The sequence below is a fragment of the Streptomyces sp. NPDC127100 genome (assembly GCF_042724095.1).
In the GTDB taxonomy this organism is placed as follows: Bacteria; Actinomycetota; Actinomycetes; order Streptomycetales; family Streptomycetaceae; genus Streptomyces.
Genome location: NZ_JBHXFL010000010.1, coordinates 30758 through 48775 on the forward strand (window position 1 = coordinate 30758; position 18018 = coordinate 48775).

Consider the following 18018-nt stretch of genomic DNA (forward strand, 5'->3'; position numbering starts at 1 on the left):
GGCCTCCGGCGCGGGGCGGCCCGCGCCGGTCCCGGCGCCGTCAGGAGGCCGCACGCACCTCCTCGCGCAGCCGTTCCGCGACCTGCGGCGGCATCGGTTCGTGCCGCGCGTACCGGCGGTCGAAGCGCGCGGTGCCGTGCGACAGGGAGCGCAGGTCCACCGCGTACCGGCCGATCTCGATCTCGGGGATCTCGGCCCGGATCAGGGTCTGTCCGCCGTTGGTCCGCTCGGTGCCGAGCACCCGGCCGCGCCGCCCCGACAGGTCGCTCATCACGGCGCCCACGTAGTCGTCGCCGACCAGGACACCCACCTCGGCCACCGGCTCCAGCAGATGGATCCGGGCGTCGGCCGCGGCCTCGCGCAGCGCCAGCGCGCCGGCCGTCTGGAAGGCGGCGTCGGAGGAGTCCACCGAGTGCGCCTTGCCGTCCAGCAGCGTGATCCGGACGTCGATCAGCGGATGCCCCGAGGCGACCCCCCTGGCCGCCTGTGCCCGCACGCCCTTCTCGACCGAGGGGATGAACTGCCGGGGCACCGCTCCGCCGACCACCCTGTCCACGAACTCGATGCCCGAACCGCCCGGCAGCGGCTCCACCTCGATCTCGCAGATGGCGTACTGCCCGTGCCCGCCGGACTGCTTGACGTGCCGCCCGCGCCCGGTCGCCCTGCTCCCGAACGTCTCCCGCAGGGACACCTGGTGCGGCACGACGTCGACCTGGACGCCGTACCGGCTGCGCAGCCGCTCCAGGGCGACGTCCGCGTGGGCCTCGCCCAGGCACCACAGGACGACCTGGTGGGTGTCCTGGTTCTGCTCCAGCCGCATCGTCGGATCCTCGGCGACCAGCCGGGCGAGCCCCTGGGACAGCTTGTCCTCGTCGGGTTTGCTGTGCGCCTGGATGGCGAGCGGCAGCAGCGGGTCGGGCATCTCCCAGGGAGCCATCAGCAGCGGGTCGTCCTTGGCCGACAGGGTGTCCCCGGTCTCCGCGCGGGTCAGCTTCGCCACGCACGCCAGGTCACCCGCGATCACGTGCGTGACCGGCCGCTGCTGTTTGCCGAACGGCGTCGACAGGGCGCCGATCCGCTCGTCGACGTCGTGGTCCTCGTGGCCGCGGTCGGCCAGGCCGTGCCCGGAGACGTGCACCGTCTGGTCGGCCCGCAGGGTGCCCGAGAAGACGCGGATCAGCGAGATCCGGCCGACGTACGGGTCGGAGGACGTCTTGACGACCTCCGCGACCAGCGACTCCCCGGGGTCGCACATCCGCAGCTCGCGCGGTGTGCCGTCGGGCGTGGTCACCCGGGGCGCCTCGCGTTCGAGGGGGGTCGGGAAGCCGCGGGTGATCAGCTCCAGCAGCTCGACCGTGCCCAGTCCCTGCCGCGCGCCCCCGGCGGCGGGGGCGGCGGCCAGCACGGGGAAGAACGCGCCGCGCGCGACGGCCCGCTCCAGGTCCTGGATCAGGGTGCCGACGTCGACCGGCTCGCCGCCGAGGTAGCGGTCCATCAGGGTCTCGTCCTCGCTCTCGGCGATGATCCCCTCGATGAGCAGGCTGCGGGCCTCCTCGATCACCGGCAGCTGGTCCCCGACCGGCTCGGACTCCTCGCGCACGCCGGAGGAGTAGTCGAACAGCCGCTGCGTCAGCAGCCCCATCAGCCCCGTCACGGGCGCGTGGCCGTCGGGCCCCTGCGGTCCGCGCAGTGGCAGGTACAACGGCAGCACGGCGTCGGGGTCGTCCCCGCCGAACGCCTCGGCGCAGATCCGCGTCATCTCCTCGAAGTCGGCCCGGGCCGCCTCCAGGTGCGTGACGACGATGGCGCGCGGCATGCCGACGGCCGCGCACTCGTCCCACACCATGCGGGTCGAGCCGTCCACCCCGTCGGAGGCCGAGACGACGAAGAGGGCCGCGTCCGCGGCGCGCAGACCGGCCCTGAGGTCACCGACGAAGTCGGCGTATCCGGGGGTGTCCAACAGATTGATCTTGATGCCGTCCCATTCCACCGGCACCAGGGAGAGCTGCACCGAGCGCTGCTGCCGGTGCTCGATCTCGTCGTAGTCCGAGACGCAGCCGCCGTCCTCCACGCGGCCGGCCCGGTTCACCGCTCCCGCGGTCAGCGCGAGGGCCTCCACCAGGGTCGTCTTGCCCGATCCGGAGTGGCCGACCAGCACCACATTCCGTACGGACGCGGGATGGTCGGCCGCCGTTGCCCTGCCGGCGGCCCCGGGGTGGGTATGTGCCTTGTCGCCCATGTCCTTGCCTCCCGTGCACGGTGAGGTCGTTGTGGGCGCGGACGCGCGGGGACCGCGTGCACTGGCGGCTCCGGCGACGCCCGCGGTCCTTCGAGATTCCCACTCCCGTCACGCCGCGTCCATACGACGGACGGAGCCCGGCCCCGCCGGCGGCGGAGAACGGGTCCGGGTGCCCGTCCGCCGCGCATGCGCGCGCGTGACTACGATGGGCCAGCCGGTGGCCAGCAAGGGCCGCGCGGCCACACCGACCGTCGGGAAGGCCATGCTGAACAAGTACGCGCGTGCATTTTTTACGCGTGTCCTCACACCGTTCGCCGCGTTTCTCATCCGCAGGGGCGTCAGCCCGGACACGGTCACGCTGATCGGCACCGCCGGGGTGGTCGCGGGTGCGCTGGTCTTCTACCCCATGGGCGAGTTCTTCTGGGGCACGGTCGTGATCACGCTGTTCGTGTTCTCCGACCTCGTCGACGGCAACATGGCACGCCAGCTCGGCCGCTCCAGCCGCTGGGGCGCCTTCCTGGACTCCACCCTGGACCGGGTCGCCGACGGCGCGATCTTCGGCGGCTTCGCCCTCTGGTACGCGGGCGGCGGCGACGACAACGTGCTGTGCGCCGTGTCGATCTTCTGCCTGGCCAGCGGCCAGGTGGTGTCGTACACCAAGGCGCGCGGCGAGTCGATCGGTCTGCCGGTCGCCGTCAACGGGCTGGTCGAGCGCGCCGAGCGCCTCGTGATCTCGCTGGTCGCGGCCGGTTTCGCGGGACTGCACAAGTTCGGCGTGCCCGGTATCCAGTACCTGCTGCCGATCGCCCTGTGGATCGTCGCCGTCGGCAGCCTCGTCACGCTGGTCCAGCGCGTCGTCACGGTCCGCCGGGAGTCCGCGGAGGCGGAGGCCGCCGCGCAGGAGAACCAGGGCACCGAGGCGGCGAAGTGAGCGCTCGCGAGCGGCTGTCCGACGCCCTGTACGGCGCAGGCTGGAGCACCGTCAAGAAGCTCCCCGAGCCGGTCGCGGTGCGCCTCGGCCGCACGGTCGCGGACCTCGCCTGGAAGCGGCGCGGCACGGGCGTACGGCGGCTGGAGGGCAACTACGCACGCGTGGTGCCCGACGCGACCCCGGAGCGGCTCGCCGAGCTCTCGCGCGCGGGCATGCGCTCGTACCTGCGGTACTGGATGGAGTCCTTCCGGCTCCCCGCCTGGAGCGCCGAGCGCGTCAGGGAGGGCTTCGACCCGAAGGACCTGCACCACCTGACCGAGGGCATGGACGCCGGCAGGGGCGTGATACTCGCCCTGCCGCACCTGGCCAACTGGGACCTCGCCGGCGCCTGGGTCACCACCCGGCTGGGCATCCCGTTCACGACCGTCGCCGAGCGCCTCAGGCCGGAGACGCTCTACGACCGCTTCGTCGCCTACCGGGAGGGCCTCGGCATGGAGGTCCTGCCGCACAGCGGCGGAACGGCCTTCGGCACGCTCGCCCGGCGGCTGCGCGACGGTGGCCTGGTCTGCCTGGTCGCCGACCGCGACCTGTCCGCCTCCGGCGTGGAGGTCGGCTTCTTCGGCGAGACGGCCCGCATGCCGGCCGGGCCCGCCCTGCTCGCCCAGCAGACCGGTGCGCGGCTGCTGCCGGTGACGCTCTGGTACGACGACTCGCCGGTCATGCGGGGCCGGGTCCACGCGCCGGTCCCCGTGCCCGAGTCGGGTACCCGGCGCGAGAAGACGTCCGTCATGACCCAGGCGCTGGCCGACGCCTTCGCCACGGGGATCGCCGACCACCCGGAGGACTGGCACATGCTGCAGCGGCTGTGGCTGAGGGACCTGGACCCGGCCAAGGCACCCGCCCCCGGCGAGCGGGACGCCTCGTGAGGATCGGCATCGTCTGCCCGTACTCCTGGGACGTGCCGGGCGGCGTCCAGTTCCACATCCGCGACCTCGCCGAGTACTTCATCCGCCTCGGCCACGAGGTGTCCGTCCTCGCGCCCGCCGACGACGACACCCCGCTGCCCCCGTACGTCGTCTCGGCCGGGCGCGCGGTGCCGGTGCCGTACAACGGCTCGGTGGCCCGCCTGAACTTCGGCTTCCTGTCGGCGGCCCGGGTCCGGCGCTGGCTGCACGAGGGCGCCTTCGACGTCATCCACATCCACGAGCCGACCTCGCCGTCGCTGGGCCTGCTGACCTGCTGGGCGGCGCAGGGCCCGATCGTGGCCACCTTCCACACCTCCAACCCGCGCTCGCGGGCGATGATCGCCGCCTACGCGATCCTCCAGGCCGCCCTGGAGAAGATCAGCGCCCGGATCGCGGTGAGCGAGTACGCCCGCCGCACACTCGTCGAGCACCTGGGCGGGGACGCGGTCGTGATCCCGAACGGCGTCGACGTCGGCTTCTTCGCCGGGGCGGAGCCGAAGCCCGAGTGGCAGGGCGGCACGATCGGCTTCATCGGGCGCATCGACGAGCCCCGCAAGGGCCTGCCGGTGCTGATGCGGGCCCTGCCCAAGATCCTCGCGGCACGTCCGGAGACCCGGCTGCTGGTCGCCGGACGCGGCGACGAGAAGGAGGCCGTGGCGTCCCTGCCCGCCGAGCTGCGCTCCCGGGTGGAGTTCCTCGGCATGGTCAGCGACGAGGACAAGGCGCGTCTCCTGCGCAGCGTCGACCTGTACGTGGCGCCCAACACGGGCGGCGAGAGCTTCGGCATCATCCTCGTCGAGGCCATGTCGGCGGGCGCTCCCGTGCTCGCCTCCGACCTGGACGCCTTCGCCCAGGTCCTCGACCAGGGGGCGGCCGGCGAGCTGTTCGCCAACGAGGACGCCGACGCGCTGGCCGACGCGGCGGTACGGCTGCTGGCCGACCCGGAGCGCCGGGCCGGGCTGCGGGAGCGGGGCAGCGCGCACGTACGGCGCTTCGACTGGTCGACGGTCGGCGCGGACATCCTGTCCGTCTACGAGACGGTGACGGCCGGAGCGGCCGCGGTGGCGGCGGACGAGCGGGCGACGGGCCTGCGCGCGCGGTTCGGCCTGGCGGCGAAGGACTGAGGTCCGCGACCGGACGGTCCGGGAGCCGGCGCCGGTCGTGCACCCCGACCGGCGTGTGAGGGCGAGGCCGTCATGGCCGGAGGGCGTCCCGGGAGGCGCGGCCCCGCGGTGACGCCCGGCACCAGGCACCCGCCCGGCCCGGCGGAGCGCTCCCGTAGGGTTGCCGCCCGTGACTGCAACCCTCATCTGGATCCTGGCCGTCCTCGTCGCGATCGGCCTGTATCTGAGCTGGACGGCGGGCCGGCTGGACCGCCTGCACGCCCGCATCGACGCCGCCCGTGCCGCGCTCGACGCACAGCTGCTGCGCCGGGCCTCCGTGGCCCAGGAGCTGGCCACCTCGGGCGTGCTCGACCCGGCCGCCTCGATCGTCCTGTACGAGGCCGCGCATGCCGCCCGGCAGTCGGAGGAGGAACAGCGCGAGGTCGCCGAGAGCGAGCTGAGCCAGGCCCTGCGGGTGGTGTTCGAGGACGTCCGGCAGGTGGAGGCCGTGCGCGAGGCACCCGGGGGAGAGGAGGCCGCCCGCGAACTGACCGAGGCGGTCCGCCGGGTGCCGATGGCCCGGCGCTTCCACAACGACGCCGTGGGCGCCGCCCGGCGCCTGCGCGAACACCGCAAGGTGCGCTGGTTCCGGCTGGCCGGACACGCCCCCTTCCCGCTGGCCTTCGAGATGGACGACGAGCCGCCGGCGGCGCTGGTGGACCGGGCCGCCTAGGGTCTGTCGTTTGGATCAGGCCGGCTGTGACGGACGGCGCGTCCCGCTCGGGCCGGCATGATCCAAACGACAGGCCCTAGGGCCCCGTCGTCCGGTTCACGCCGGCGTCGCGGGGCCGCACCGGCTCCCCGACCCGGCCGATCCGGACGACAGCTCCTGCCCGCGTCCCGGCCCTTCGCCCGCAAAAGGATCCACCGACTGTCCATTGGCCCTTGCTGTGGCCTGGTCCGTTCGCGTTACCTCAGTGCTGCAGAAACACCCCCTTTTCCCTTCAGCGAGGTATCCGTGTCCAGCACGCTCTCCGAAAACCAGGCCCCCGAGACCGGCACCGCCCGTGTGAAGCGCGGCATGGCCGAGCAGCTCAAGGGCGGCGTGATCATGGATGTCGTCACGCCGGAGCAGGCGAAGATCGCCGAGGACGCGGGCGCCGTCGCGGTCATGGCCCTGGAGCGGGTGCCGGCCGACATCCGCAAGGACGGCGGCGTGGCCCGCATGTCCGACCCGGACATGATCGAGGGCATCATCGACGCCGTCTCCATCCCGGTGATGGCCAAGTCCCGCATCGGCCACTTCGTCGAGGCCCAGGTCCTGCAGTCCCTCGGCGTCGACTACATCGACGAGTCCGAGGTCCTCACCCCGGCCGACGAGGTCAACCACAGCGACAAGTTCGCCTTCACGACGCCGTTCGTCTGCGGTGCCACCAACCTCGGCGAGGCCCTGCGCCGCATCGCCGAGGGCGCGGCCATGATCCGCTCCAAGGGCGAGGCCGGCACCGGCAACGTCGTCGAGGCCGTCCGCCACCTGCGCCAGATCAAGAACGAGATCGCCCGCCTGCGCGGCTACGACAACAACGAGCTGTACGCCGCCGCCAAGGAGCTGCGCGCCCCGTACGAGCTGGTCCGCGAGGTCGCCGAGCTGGGCAAGCTCCCGGTCGTCCTGTTCTCCGCCGGCGGTGTGGCCACCCCCGCCGACGCCGCGCTGATGCGCCAGCTCGGCGCCGAGGGCGTCTTCGTCGGCTCCGGCATCTTCAAGTCCGGCGATCCGGCCAAGCGCGCCGCCGCCATCGTGAAGGCGACCACCTTCTACGACGACCCGAAGATCATCGCGGACGCGTCCCGCAACCTCGGCGAGGCCATGGTCGGCATCAACTGCGACACCCTCCCCGAGACCGAGCGCTACGCCAACCGCGGCTGGTAGGGCACAGGACCCATGAGTGACACCCCCGTCATCGGAGTCCTGGCCCTCCAGGGCGACGTACGGGAGCACCTCGTCGCCCTGGCCGCGGCCGATGCCGTGGCCAGGCCGGTCAGGCGCCCCGAGGAACTCGCCGAGGTCGACGGCCTCGTGCTGCCCGGCGGTGAGTCCACCACCATCTCCAAACTGGCCGTCCTCTTCGGCGTGATGGAGCCGCTGCGCGCACGCGTCCGCGCGGGCCTGCCCGTCTACGGCACCTGCGCCGGCATGATCCTGCTGGCCGACAAGATCCTCGACCCCCGCTCCGGACAGGAGACGGTCGGCGGCATCGACATGATCGTGCGCCGCAACGCCTTCGGACGGCAGAACGAGTCCTTCGAGGCGGCCGTCGACATCGCGGGCGTCGGGGGCGATCCCGTCGAGGGCGTCTTCATCCGCGCCCCCTGGGTCGAGTCCGTGGGCGCCGCGGCCGAGGTGCTCGCCGAGCACGAGGGCCACATCGTCGCGGTCCGCCAGGGCAACGCGCTGGCCACGTCGTTCCACCCGGAGCTGACCGGCGACCACCGCGTCCACCGCCTCTTCGCCGACATGGTGCGCGCGAACCGGGCGGCGGAGTCCTTGTAGGATTCCTGCGTTCGTTGCAGAGATGGGTTACGCGAAGGAGACAGGCAGATGTCCGGCCACTCTAAATGGGCTACGACGAAGCACAAGAAGGCCGTGATCGACGCCAAGCGCGGCAAGCTCTTCGCGAAGCTGATCAAGAACATCGAGGTCGCGGCGCGCATGGGCGGCGTCGACATCGAGGGCAACCCGACGCTGTACGACGCCATCCAGAAGGCGAAGAAGCAGTCGGTCCCGAACAAGAACATCGACTCCGCGGTCAAGCGCGGCGGCGGCCTGGAGGCCGGTGGCGCCGACTACGAGACGATCATGTACGAGGGCTACGGCCCCAACGGTGTCGCGGTGCTCATCGAGTGCCTCACCGACAACCGCAACCGCGCCGCCTCCGACGTCCGCGTCGCCATGACCCGCAACGGCGGCTCCATGGCCGACCCGGGATCGGTGTCGTACCTGTTCAACCGCAAGGGCGTCGTCATCGTCCCCAAGGGCGAGCTGGGCGAGGACGACGTGCTCGGCGCCGTCCTGGACGCGGGCGCCGAGGAGGTCAACGACCTCGGCGAGACCTTCGAGGTCATCAGCGAGGCCACCGACCTGGTCGCGGTCCGCACCGCCCTCCAGGACGCCGGCATCGACTACGAGTCCGCCGACGCCAACTTCGTCCCGACCATGCAGGTCGAGCTGGACGAGGACGGTGCCCGGAAGATCTTCAAGCTGATCGACGCCCTCGAGGACAGCGACGACGTGCAGAACGTCTTCGCCAACTTCGACGTCAGCGACGAGGTCATGGAGAAGGTCGACGCGTAGCGTCCGCACACGCGACGGCGGTCCGGCGGGCCGGAGGGACACGTCCCCCGGCCCGCCGCCGTTGTCGGTGGTACCCGATAGCCTGCACAAACAGGTGATCGACGGGAGGGCGTGGGCGTGCGTGTACTGGGGGTGGACCCGGGGCTGACCCGCTGCGGCGTCGGTGTCGTCGAGGGCGTCGCGGGCAGGCCGCTGACCATGATCGGCGTCGGCGTCGTCCGCACCTCCGCCGACGCCGACCTCGGCCACCGCCTCGTCGCCGTCGAGCAGGGCATAGAGCAGTGGCTGGACGAGCACCGGCCGGAGTTCGTCGCCGTGGAGCGCGTCTTCAGCCAGCACAACGTCCGCACCGTGATGGGCACCGCCCAGGCCAGCGCCGTCGCCATCCTGTGCGCCTCCCGTCGCGGCATCCCCGTCGCGCTGCACACCCCCAGCGAGGTCAAGGCCGCCGTCACCGGCAGCGGACGCGCCGACAAGGCCCAGGTGGGCGCCATGGTCACCCGCCTGCTGCGGCTGGCCGCGCCCCCGAAGCCCGCCGACGCCGCCGACGCGCTCGCCCTCGCCATCTGCCACATCTGGCGCGCCCCCGCGCAGAACCGGCTCCAGCAGGCCGCCGCCCAGCACGCCTCCCGCACCCTCCGGGCGCCGGGAGGCCCGCGCACCCCGAAAGCCCCGCACGCACCGAAAGGCCACACGGCATGATCGCCTTCGTCAGCGGCACGGTCGCCGCCCTCGCCCCCGACACCGCGGTGGTCGAGGTCGGCGGTGTCGGCATGGCCGTCCAGTGCACGCCGAACACGCTCTCCGCCCTCCGCGTCGGCAAGCCCGCCAAGCTCGCCACCTCCCTCGTCGTCCGCGAGGACTCCCTGACGCTGTACGGCTTCGCCGACGACGACGAACGCCAGGTCTTCGAGCTGCTCCAGACCGCCAGCGGCGTCGGCCCCCGCCTGGCGCAGGCCATGCTCGCCGTGCACAGCCCCGACGCCCTGCGCAGAGCCGTCTCCACCGGGGACGAGAAGGCCCTGACCGCCGTTCCGGGCATCGGCAAGAAGGGCGCCCAGAAGCTCCTGCTGGAACTGAAGGACCGCCTCGGCGAACCGGTCGGTGCCCCCGCCGTCGGCGCCCCGGCCGGCCCCGGCTGGCGCGACCAGCTGCACGCCGCCCTGATCGGCCTCGGGTACGCGACCCGGGAGGCCGACGAGGCCGTGTCCGCCGTGGCCCCCCAGGCGGAGGCCGCCGCGGGCACGCCCCAGGTGGGGCAGCTGCTCAAGGCCGCCCTGCAGACACTGAACCGCGCCCGATAGTCCGTAGCGAGAGCCGAGGCACACCTCATGAACTGGGACGACACGACCGACACCGAGGCCGCGGGCGAACGCCTGGTGGACTCGGTCGCCGACGGCGAGGACCAGGCCGTGGAGGCGGCCCTGCGCCCCAAGGACCTGGGCGAGTTCATCGGCCAGGAGAAGGTCCGCGAACAGCTCGACCTCGTGCTGCGCGCCGCACGCGCCCGCGGGGCCACCGCCGACCACGTCCTGCTCTCCGGCGCCCCCGGCCTCGGCAAGACCACCCTCTCCATGATCATCGCGGCCGAGATGGGCGCCCCGATCCGCATCACCTCCGGCCCCGCCATCCAGCACGCCGGAGACCTCGCCGCGATCCTCTCCTCCCTCCAGGAGGGCGAGGTCCTCTTCCTGGACGAGATCCACCGCATGTCCCGGCCTGCCGAGGAGATGCTCTACATGGCGATGGAGGACTTCCGCGTCGACGTCATCGTCGGCAAGGGCCCGGGCGCCACCGCCATCCCGCTCGAGCTGCCCCCGTTCACCCTGGTCGGCGCCACCACGCGGGCGGGACTGCTGCCGCCCCCGCTGCGCGACCGCTTCGGCTTCACCGCGCACATGGAGTTCTACGGACCGGCCGAGCTGGAACGGGTCGTCCACCGCTCCGCCGGCCTGCTCGACGTCGGCATCGACACCGCCGGCGCCGCCGAGATCGCCGGCCGCTCCCGCGGCACCCCCCGCATCGCCAACCGCCTGCTGCGCCGCGTCCGCGACTACGCCCAGGTCAAGGCCGACGGTCTGATCACCCAGGAGATCGCCGCGGCCGCTCTCGCGGTCTACGAGGTGGACGCCCGAGGCCTGGACCGCCTCGACCGGGCCGTGCTGGAGGCACTGCTCAAGCTGTTCGGCGGCGGCCCGGTCGGCCTCTCCACGCTCGCCGTCGCCGTGGGGGAGGAGCGTGAGACAGTGGAAGAGGTCGCCGAACCCTTCCTCGTGCGGGAGGGCCTGCTGGCCCGCACCCCGCGCGGACGGGTCGCGACCCCGGCGGCATGGGCGCACCTCGGCCTCACCCCGCCGCGTGCGCAGCAGTCCGGAAAGGGACAACAGGACCTGTTCGGGGCGTGACACCCCCGTCGCGACCACGACATTCGCCGGAGCAGGAACCCCGGTGCCATGCTGAGCGTTGTTCCATGCGCGCGGACTCGCTTAGACTCCGCCGATGCCGCCCCTGCCGGTGGCGCACACACCCCCAACCATCAGGCCGCTCATCTTCGCGGTCGTGTGAAGGAAGTACCGACCCGTGAGTCTCGTGACCCTCCTCCCGTTCATCGTGCTCATCGGGGCCATGTTCCTGATGACCCGGTCGGCGAAGAAGAAGCAGCAGCAGGCCGCCGACATGCGGAACCAGATGCAGCCCGGTTCCGGTGTCCGCACCATCGGGGGCATGTACGCCACGGTCAAGGAGGTCAGCGAGGACACGGTCCTCCTCGACGCCGGTCCGGGCGTCGAGCTGCTCTTCGCCAAGAACTCCATCGGTGCCGTCCTCACCGACGACGAGTACAACCGCATCGTGCACGGCATCGAGCACGACCTGAAGTCCGACGCCGACGTCGTTCCGGACGACGCCTCCTCCCTCACCGAGACCGACGCCCCGGCCGCCGCCGACGCCGACGACAAGTCCGTCGACCTCGGCAAGAAGGACGCGGCCGACGAGCCGACGGTCGACGCCGCGCCCGCCGAGGCGAAGGCGGACGAGCAGCCGAAGAAGTCCGACGGCGGTTCCGAGGCGAAGTAGCCGCGCCCCGGGGTGCGCGGACCGTGCACCCCGCGCGTCGCGCGGATCCCCACACCATGTGATGGCCGCCGGTTCGCCGTCCCGGCGTGACGCGGCTCGAGAGGGAGTACGAACAGGTGGTAGCACCTAAAAAGGGAAAGACCGCGAGCGCTCAGAGCAAGCCCGGGCGCTCGCTGGCCCTGATCGTGATCGTCATCGCGGCGCTCACGGGAGGCATGTTCGCCTCCGGACACACAACTCCGCGTCTCGGGATCGACCTGGCCGGCGGCACGAGCATCACCCTCAGGGCGGTCTCGGAACCCGGCCAGGAGTCCGCGATCAACAAGACGAACATGGACACCGCCGTTGACATCATGAACAACCGTGTCAACGGTCTGGGTGTCTCCGAGGCCGAGGTTCAGACCCAGGGCGACCGCAACATCATCGTCAACATCCCCAAGGGTACGAACTCCAAGGAAGCACGGGCGCAGGTCGGCACCACCGCCAAGCTCTACTTCCGCCCGGTCCTCGCCACCGAACTCTCCGGTGCCGCCGCCACGGACAGCCCCTCGCCGAGCGCCTCCGGTGCCTCGGACAAGGCGACCGACAAGGCCACCGACAAGGCGACCGACGGAGAGAAGGCGAGCTCGTCGCCGTCCGGCTCCGCCTCGGCCAGTGCCACCACCCAGGGCCGCGCGGTCACCGACGCCCTGAAGGCCGACCCCAGCCCGTCCGCCTCCGGCAAGGCCACCGGTGACGCCTCCCCGTCCCCGAGCGCCAGCGCCTCCGGCGACGACGCCACCGCCAAGCTCCAGGCCCAGTACGCGGCTCTGGACTGCACGAAGAAGGCGGACCGCGCCAAGGCCGGCAACGGCGCCAAGCCCGGCGACTCGACGTTGGCCTGCGGCCAGAACTCGCAGGGCCAGTGGCAGAAGTACGTCCTCGGCCCCGCCGCGGTCGACGGCACCGACGTGGACGAGGCCAAGGCGGTCTTCAACACGCAGACCGCCGCCGGCTGGACCGTCACCATGAAGTTCACGAACTCCGGCTCCAAGAAGTTCGCGGACATCACCGGCAAGCTGGCCCAGAACCAGTCCCCGCAGAACCAGTTCGCCATCGTCCTGGACAACGAGGTCGTCTCCGACCCCTACGTCAGCCAGGCCCTGACCGGCGGCAACGCGGAGATCTCCGGCAGCTTCGACCAGGAGGAGGCCCAGAGCCTCGCCAACATGCTGTCCTACGGTGCCCTGCCGCTGAGCTTCAAGGAGGACAGCGTCACCACCGTCACCGCCGCACTCGGCGGTGAGCAGCTGAAGGCCGGTCTGATCGCCGGCGCGATCGGCCTCGCGCTGGTCGTCCTCTACCTGCTGCTGTACTACCGCGGCCTGTCGTTCATCGCCGTGGCCTCGCTGCTGGTGTCCGCGGGCCTGACGTACGTGATCATGGCGCTGCTCGGCCCGACCATCGGCTTCGCGCTGAACCTGCCGGCCGTCTGCGGAGCCATCGTCGCCATCGGCATCACGGCGGACTCGTTCATCGTGTACTTCGAACGCGTCCGCGACGAGATCCGCGAGGGCCGCTCGCTGCGTCCCGCGGTCGAGCGCGGCTGGCCGCGCGCCCGGCGCACCATCCTGGTCTCCGACTTCGTGTCGTTCCTCGCCGCGGCGGTGCTCTTCATCGTCACCGTCGGCAAGGTCCAGGGCTTCGCGTTCACCCTGGGTCTGACCACCCTGCTCGACGTGGTGGTGGTGTTCCTCTTCACCAAGCCGCTGCTCACGCTGATGGCCCGCCGCAAGTTCTTCGCGAGCGGCCACAAGTGGTCCGGCCTCGATCCGAAGAGCCTGGGTGCCAAGCCGCCGCTCCGCCGCACCCGCCGTCCGTCCGCCGGCCCTGTCGACCCGAAGGAGGCGTGAGAGATGTCGAAGCTCGGCAAGCTCGGCGCCCGGCTGCACCATGGCGAGGTCGGCTACGACTTCATCAAGAACCGCAAGATCTGGTACGGCATCTCCATCCTGATCACCATCACGGCGATCGTCGGCCTGGCGGTGCGCGGCCTGCACATGGGCATCGAGTTCCAGGGCGGTGCGGTCTTCACCACGCCCAAGAACATGAGCGCCTCGGTGTCCCAGGCGGAGACGTACGCGGAGGAGGCGTCCGGCCACGACGCGATCGTCCAGAAGCTCGGCGACGGCAGCCTGCGCATCCAGATCGCGGGCATCGACACCGGCAAGTCCGACCAGATCAAGGACGACCTCTCCAAGGACCTGAAGGTCGACTCCGAGAAGATCAACGCCGACCTGGTCGGCCCCAGCTGGGGCGACCAGATCGCCAACAAGGCCTGGCAGGGCCTCGCGATCTTCATGGTCCTGGTCGTGATCTACCTGGCGATCGCGTTCGAGTGGCGCATGGCGCTCGCCGCGTTCGTCGCGCTGATCCACGACATCACGATCACCACCGGCATCTACGCCCTCGTCGGCTTCGAGGTCACGCCGGGCACGGTGATCGGTCTGCTCACGATCCTCGGTTACTCGCTCTACGACACGGTCGTCGTCTTCGACAGCCTCAAGGAGCAGACGAAGGACATCACCAAGCAGTCCCGCTGGACCTACAGCGAGATCGCCAACCGCTCGATCAACAGCACCCTGGTCCGCTCCATCAACACCACGGTGGTCGCGCTGCTCCCGGTGGGCGGCCTGCTGTTCATCGGCGGCGGTGTCCTCGGCGCCGGCATGCTCAACGACATCTCGCTGTCGCTGTTCGTGGGCCTCGCGGCCGGTGCGTACTCCTCGATCTTCATCGCCACGCCGCTGGTCGCCGACCTCAAGGAGGCCGAGCCGCGGATGAAGTCCCTGAAGAAGCGCGTCCTCGCCAAGCGAGCCCAGGGCGGGGCCACGGGGGAGCCGGCGGAGGAAGCCGTCACCGACGGGCCGTACGCCGACGACGAGCCGGAGGACGCCGCGCCCGCGGTGGTCGGCCCCCGCAACCAGCCCGCGTCCCGCAACCGGGGCCGCGGCCGACCCTCGGGGAAGCGCCGATGACCGGGCTCGCAGACGTCCCGGCGCTGCTGCTCAGCCGCATCCGGGACGTGCCCGACTACCCGGAGCCGGGCGTGATGTTCAAGGACATCACCCCGCTCCTGGCGGACCCGGCGGCGTTCACCGCGCTCACCGACGCCCTCGCCGAGGTCGCCGCGCGCACCGGCGCCACCAAGGTCGTCGGGCTGGAGGCCCGGGGCTTCATCCTCGGCGCCCCGGTCGCCCTGCGCTCAGGCCTCGGCTTCGTCCCCGTGCGCAAGGCGGGCAAGCTCCCGGGAGCCACCCTCGGCCAGTCCTACGACCTGGAGTACGGGTCGGCCGAGATCGAGGTGCACGCCGAGGACCTGGCCGCCGACGACCGCGTACTGATCGTCGACGACGTCCTCGCCACCGGAGGCACCGCCGAGGCCTCCGTCCAGCTCATCCGCCGGGCCGGCGCGCAGGTCGTGGGCCTGGCCGTGCTGATGGAGCTGGGCTTCCTCGACGGGCGTGCCCGGCTGGAGCCCGCTCTGGCCGGTGCCCCGCTGGAAGCGCTGCTCACCGTCTGACGCGGCCCGTGCCGCGGGGGGAGGCGGGCGCCGGAGGAATCCGGCGCCCGCCTCCGGCGTTTCTCCTGTCGACGGCCGTCACCCGGCCTGAAGGCGATCCTGGGACGCGGGATCGCTACCATGGGGTTTCCGGAGCCTGACCGGGGGACCCGGATCGCGCACGAGGAGTCCTCTTGCCAGACGAGGCCCAGCCACTGACCGCCGCAAAGCCCGAGTCCGCCTCGGCGCCCGCGGCGAAGCCCGCGCCGAGCGCGCCCCAGGCGAAGAACGACACGCGGGGGCCGATCCAGCACGCCGCGTCCGCGCCGGTCGACAAGCCCGCCGAACAGCAGTCGCGTCCCAAGCCGCTGCCGCCCGAGCCTCCCCGGAACGCGCCGGTGGTGCGCACGCCCGCGGGGCAGCCCGCCCGCACCGGCTCCTCCAACCGCGTCCGCGCCCGCCTGGCCCGCCTCGGTGTGCAGCGCGCGAACCCGTACAACCCGGTCCTGGAGCCGCTGCTGCGGATAGTGCGCGGCAACGACCCCAAGATCGAGACGGCGACGCTGCGCCAGATCGAGCGCGCCTACCAGGTGGCCGAGCGCTGGCACCGCGGCCAGAAGCGCAAGAGCGGCGACCCGTACATCACGCATCCGCTCGCCGTCACCACGATCCTCGCCGAGCTGGGCATGGATCCGGCCACGCTGATGGCCGGGCTGCTGCACGACACGGTCGAGGACACCGAGTACGGCCTGGAGGACCTGCGCCGCGACTTCGGCGACGTCGTCGCCCTGCTCGTCGACGGTGTCACCAAGCTCGACAAGGTCAAGTTCGGCGAGGCCGCGCAGGCCGAGACCGTGCGCAAGATGGTCGTCGCGATGGCCAAGGACCCCCGCGTCCTGGTGATCAAGCTCGCCGACCGTCTGCACAACATGCGCACCATGCGTTACCTCAAGCGCGAGAAGCAGGAGAAGAAGGCGCGCGAGACCCTGGAGATCTACGCGCCGCTCGCCCACCGCCTGGGCATGAACACCATCAAGTGGGAGCTAGAGGACCTCGCCTTCGCGATCCTCTATCCCAAGATGTACGACGAGATCGTCCGGCTGGTCGCCGAGCGCGCCCCCAAGCGCGACGAGTACCTCGCCATCGTCACCGACGAGGTGCAGCAGGACCTGCGTGCGGCCCGCATCAAGGCGACCGTCACCGGCCGCCCCAAGCACTACTACAGCGTCTACCAGAAGATGATCGTCCGCGGCCGTGACTTCGCGGAGATCTACGACCTGGTGGGCATCCGCGTCCTCGTGGACACCGTCCGCGACTGCTACGCGGCGCTGGGCACGGTCCACGCCCGCTGGAACCCGGTTCCGGGGCGGTTCAAGGACTACATCGCGATGCCCAAGTTCAACATGTACCAGTCGCTGCACACGACGGTCATCGGGCCCAACGGCAAGCCCGTCGAGCTGCAGATCCGCACCTTCGACATGCACCGCCGCGCCGAGTACGGCATCGCCGCGCACTGGAAGTACAAGCAGGAGGCCGTCGCCGGGGCCTCCAAGGTCCGCACCGACGTGCCGAAGTCGGCCGGCAAGGACAAGGACGCCATCAACGACATGGCGTGGCTGCGGCAGCTGCTGGACTGGCAGAAGGAGACCGAGGACCCCGGCGAGTTCCTGGAGTCCCTGCGCTTCGACCTCTCCCGCAACGAGGTCTTCGTCTTCACGCCCAAGGGCGACGTCATAGCGCTCCCGGCCGGGGCGACGCCGGTGGACTTCGCCTACGCCGTCCACACCGAGGTCGGCCACCGCACCATAGGGGCCCGGGTCAACGGCCGCCTCGTCCCGCTGGAGTCCACCCTGGACAACGGCGACCTGGTGGAGGTCTTCACCTCCAAGGCGGCGGGCGCCGGCCCGTCCCGGGACTGGCTCGGCTTCGTGAAGTCGCCGCGCGCCCGCAACAAGATCCGCGCGTGGTTCTCCAAGGAACGCCGCGACGAGGCGATCGAGCAGGGCAAGGACGCCATCGTCCGCGCCATGCGCAAGCAGAACCTGCCGATCCAGCGCATCCTGACCGGCGACTCCCTGGTCACGCTGGCGCACGAGATGCGCTACTCGGACATCTCCGCGCTGTACGCGGCGATCGGCGAGGGCCATGTCTCCGCGCAGAACATCGTGCAGAAGCTGGTGCAGGCGCTCGGCGGCGAGGAGGCCGCCACCGAGGAGATCGACGAGTCGGTGCCGCCGTCGCGCGGCCGCGGCCGCAAGCGCCGCACCAACGCCGACCCGGGCGTCGTCGTCAAGGGCGTCGAGGACGTGTGGGTCAAGCTGGCCCGCTGCTGCACGCCCGTCCCCGGCGACCCGATCATCGGCTTCGTCACCCGAGGCAGCGGCGTATCGGTCCACCGCAGCGACTGCGTGAACGTGGACTCGCTGTCCCGCGAGCCCGAGCGCATCCTCGACGTCGAGTGGGCGCCCACCCAGTCCTCGGTCTTCCTGGTCGCCATCCAGGTCGAGGCCCTGGACCGCTCCCGGCTGCTGTCGGACGTCACGCGCGTGCTGTCCGACCAGCACGTCAACATCCTCTCCGCGGCCGTGCAGACCTCCCGCGACCGCGTCGCCACCTCGCGCTTCACCTTCGAGATGGGCGACCCGAAGCACCTCGGGCACGTCCTGAAGGCCGTGCGGGGCGTCGAGGGCGTGTACGACGTCTACCGGGTGACGTCGGCCCGCAGGCCGTCGTAGCGGCCCGCACGGGCGGATACGAGAAGGGCTCCCGTACGCGGTGTACGGGAGCCCTTCTCGTGTGTGCCCGGGCGGAT

General features: G+C 71.6%; 16 protein-coding genes. 15 read left to right on the plus strand and 1 reads right to left on the minus strand.

Annotated features, from left to right (window positions below; all coding sequences use genetic code 11):
- Positions 1-40 precede the first annotated feature (40 nt).
- Entirely contained in the window at positions 41-2239 is a 2199-nt protein-coding gene (locus ACFWJB_RS12950; RefSeq protein ID WP_386922123.1) for an elongation factor G-like protein EF-G2, read from the minus strand.
- 205 nt (positions 2240-2444) lie between these two features.
- Here ACFWJB_RS12950 and pgsA point away from each other — a divergent pair, with 205 nt between their 5' ends.
- The 15 genes from pgsA to relA all read left to right on the plus strand — a co-directional run bounded on the left by pgsA (position 2445) and on the right by relA (position 17941).
- The gene (gene pgsA, locus ACFWJB_RS12955; protein ID WP_385469517.1) at positions 2445-3170 is read left to right on the plus strand and encodes a phosphatidylinositol phosphate synthase; all 726 of its coding nucleotides are present in this window, start codon (positions 2445-2447) and stop codon (positions 3168-3170) included.
- Entirely contained in the window at positions 3167-4096 is a 930-nt protein-coding gene (locus ACFWJB_RS12960; protein ID WP_386922125.1) for a phosphatidylinositol mannoside acyltransferase, read from the plus strand. Before pgsA ends, ACFWJB_RS12960 begins: the two co-directional genes overlap by 4 nt.
- The gene (locus tag ACFWJB_RS12965) at positions 4093-5259 is read left to right on the plus strand and encodes a glycosyltransferase family 4 protein (protein ID WP_385469486.1); all 1167 of its coding nucleotides are present in this window, start codon (positions 4093-4095) and stop codon (positions 5257-5259) included. The genes ACFWJB_RS12960 and ACFWJB_RS12965 overlap by 4 nt, the downstream gene beginning before the upstream one ends.
- Before the next feature lie 169 nt (positions 5260-5428).
- The gene (locus ACFWJB_RS12970; protein WP_385469484.1) at positions 5429-5971 is read left to right on the plus strand and encodes a hypothetical protein; all 543 of its coding nucleotides are present in this window, start codon (positions 5429-5431) and stop codon (positions 5969-5971) included.
- A gap of 285 nt (positions 5972-6256) precedes the next feature.
- Positions 6257-7168 carry a pyridoxal 5'-phosphate synthase lyase subunit PdxS gene (gene pdxS / locus ACFWJB_RS12975; RefSeq protein WP_350719183.1) on the plus strand — a complete coding sequence of 304 codons (912 nt, stop codon included), beginning with the start codon at positions 6257-6259 and terminating at the stop codon, positions 7166-7168.
- Positions 7169-7180: 12 nt separating this feature from the next.
- Positions 7181-7789, plus strand: a complete 609-nt coding sequence (gene pdxT / locus ACFWJB_RS12980) for a pyridoxal 5'-phosphate synthase glutaminase subunit PdxT (RefSeq protein WP_386922128.1) — start codon at positions 7181-7183, stop codon at positions 7787-7789.
- Positions 7790-7837: 48 nt separating this feature from the next.
- A complete protein-coding gene (locus tag ACFWJB_RS12985; protein ID WP_386922130.1) occupies positions 7838-8590 on the plus strand; it encodes a YebC/PmpR family DNA-binding transcriptional regulator in 753 nt (250 codons plus the stop codon).
- 117 nt (positions 8591-8707) lie between these two features.
- Entirely contained in the window at positions 8708-9292 is a 585-nt protein-coding gene (gene ruvC, locus ACFWJB_RS12990) for a crossover junction endodeoxyribonuclease RuvC (RefSeq protein ID WP_385472903.1), read from the plus strand.
- The gene (ruvA, locus tag ACFWJB_RS12995) at positions 9289-9894 is read left to right on the plus strand and encodes a Holliday junction branch migration protein RuvA (protein ID WP_385472905.1); all 606 of its coding nucleotides are present in this window, start codon (positions 9289-9291) and stop codon (positions 9892-9894) included. Before ruvC ends, ruvA begins: the two co-directional genes overlap by 4 nt.
- Before the next feature lie 27 nt (positions 9895-9921).
- Entirely contained in the window at positions 9922-10995 is a 1074-nt protein-coding gene (gene ruvB / locus ACFWJB_RS13000) for a Holliday junction branch migration DNA helicase RuvB (protein WP_385472908.1), read from the plus strand.
- A 175-nt stretch (positions 10996-11170) separates the two neighbouring features.
- The gene (yajC, locus tag ACFWJB_RS13005) at positions 11171-11665 is read left to right on the plus strand and encodes a preprotein translocase subunit YajC (protein WP_385472911.1); all 495 of its coding nucleotides are present in this window, start codon (positions 11171-11173) and stop codon (positions 11663-11665) included.
- Positions 11666-11781: 116 nt separating this feature from the next.
- Positions 11782-13557, plus strand: a complete 1776-nt coding sequence (gene secD / locus ACFWJB_RS13010) for a protein translocase subunit SecD (protein WP_386922133.1) — start codon at positions 11782-11784, stop codon at positions 13555-13557.
- A 3-nt stretch (positions 13558-13560) separates the two neighbouring features.
- A complete protein-coding gene (gene secF, locus ACFWJB_RS13015) occupies positions 13561-14682 on the plus strand; it encodes a protein translocase subunit SecF (RefSeq protein ID WP_385472914.1) in 1122 nt (373 codons plus the stop codon).
- Positions 14679-15227 (plus strand): adenine phosphoribosyltransferase, encoded by a 549-nt coding sequence (locus tag ACFWJB_RS13020; RefSeq protein WP_386922135.1) that lies wholly within the window; start codon positions 14679-14681, stop codon positions 15225-15227. The genes secF and ACFWJB_RS13020 overlap by 4 nt, the downstream gene beginning before the upstream one ends.
- A gap of 173 nt (positions 15228-15400) precedes the next feature.
- Positions 15401-17941 carry a GTP pyrophosphokinase gene (relA, locus tag ACFWJB_RS13025; protein WP_386922137.1) on the plus strand — a complete coding sequence of 847 codons (2541 nt, stop codon included), beginning with the start codon at positions 15401-15403 and terminating at the stop codon, positions 17939-17941.
- The last annotated feature ends 77 nt before the right edge of the window (positions 17942-18018 follow it).

Coding starts and splice junctions, on each gene's coding strand:
- ACFWJB_RS12950 (WP_386922123.1), bottom strand. CDS start 2,239: ATGGGCGACAAGGCACATACCCACCCCGGGGCCGCCGGCAGGGCAACG.
- secF (WP_385472914.1), top strand. CDS start 13,561: ATGTCGAAGCTCGGCAAGCTCGGCGCCCGGCTGCACCATGGCGAGGTC.
- ACFWJB_RS13020 (WP_386922135.1), top strand. CDS start 14,679: ATGACCGGGCTCGCAGACGTCCCGGCGCTGCTGCTCAGCCGCATCCGG.
- pdxT (WP_386922128.1), top strand. CDS start 7,181: ATGAGTGACACCCCCGTCATCGGAGTCCTGGCCCTCCAGGGCGACGTA.
- ACFWJB_RS12985 (WP_386922130.1), top strand. CDS start 7,838: ATGTCCGGCCACTCTAAATGGGCTACGACGAAGCACAAGAAGGCCGTG.
- ruvA (WP_385472905.1), top strand. CDS start 9,289: ATGATCGCCTTCGTCAGCGGCACGGTCGCCGCCCTCGCCCCCGACACC.
- pgsA (WP_385469517.1), top strand. CDS start 2,445: ATGGGCCAGCCGGTGGCCAGCAAGGGCCGCGCGGCCACACCGACCGTC.
- ruvB (WP_385472908.1), top strand. CDS start 9,922: ATGAACTGGGACGACACGACCGACACCGAGGCCGCGGGCGAACGCCTG.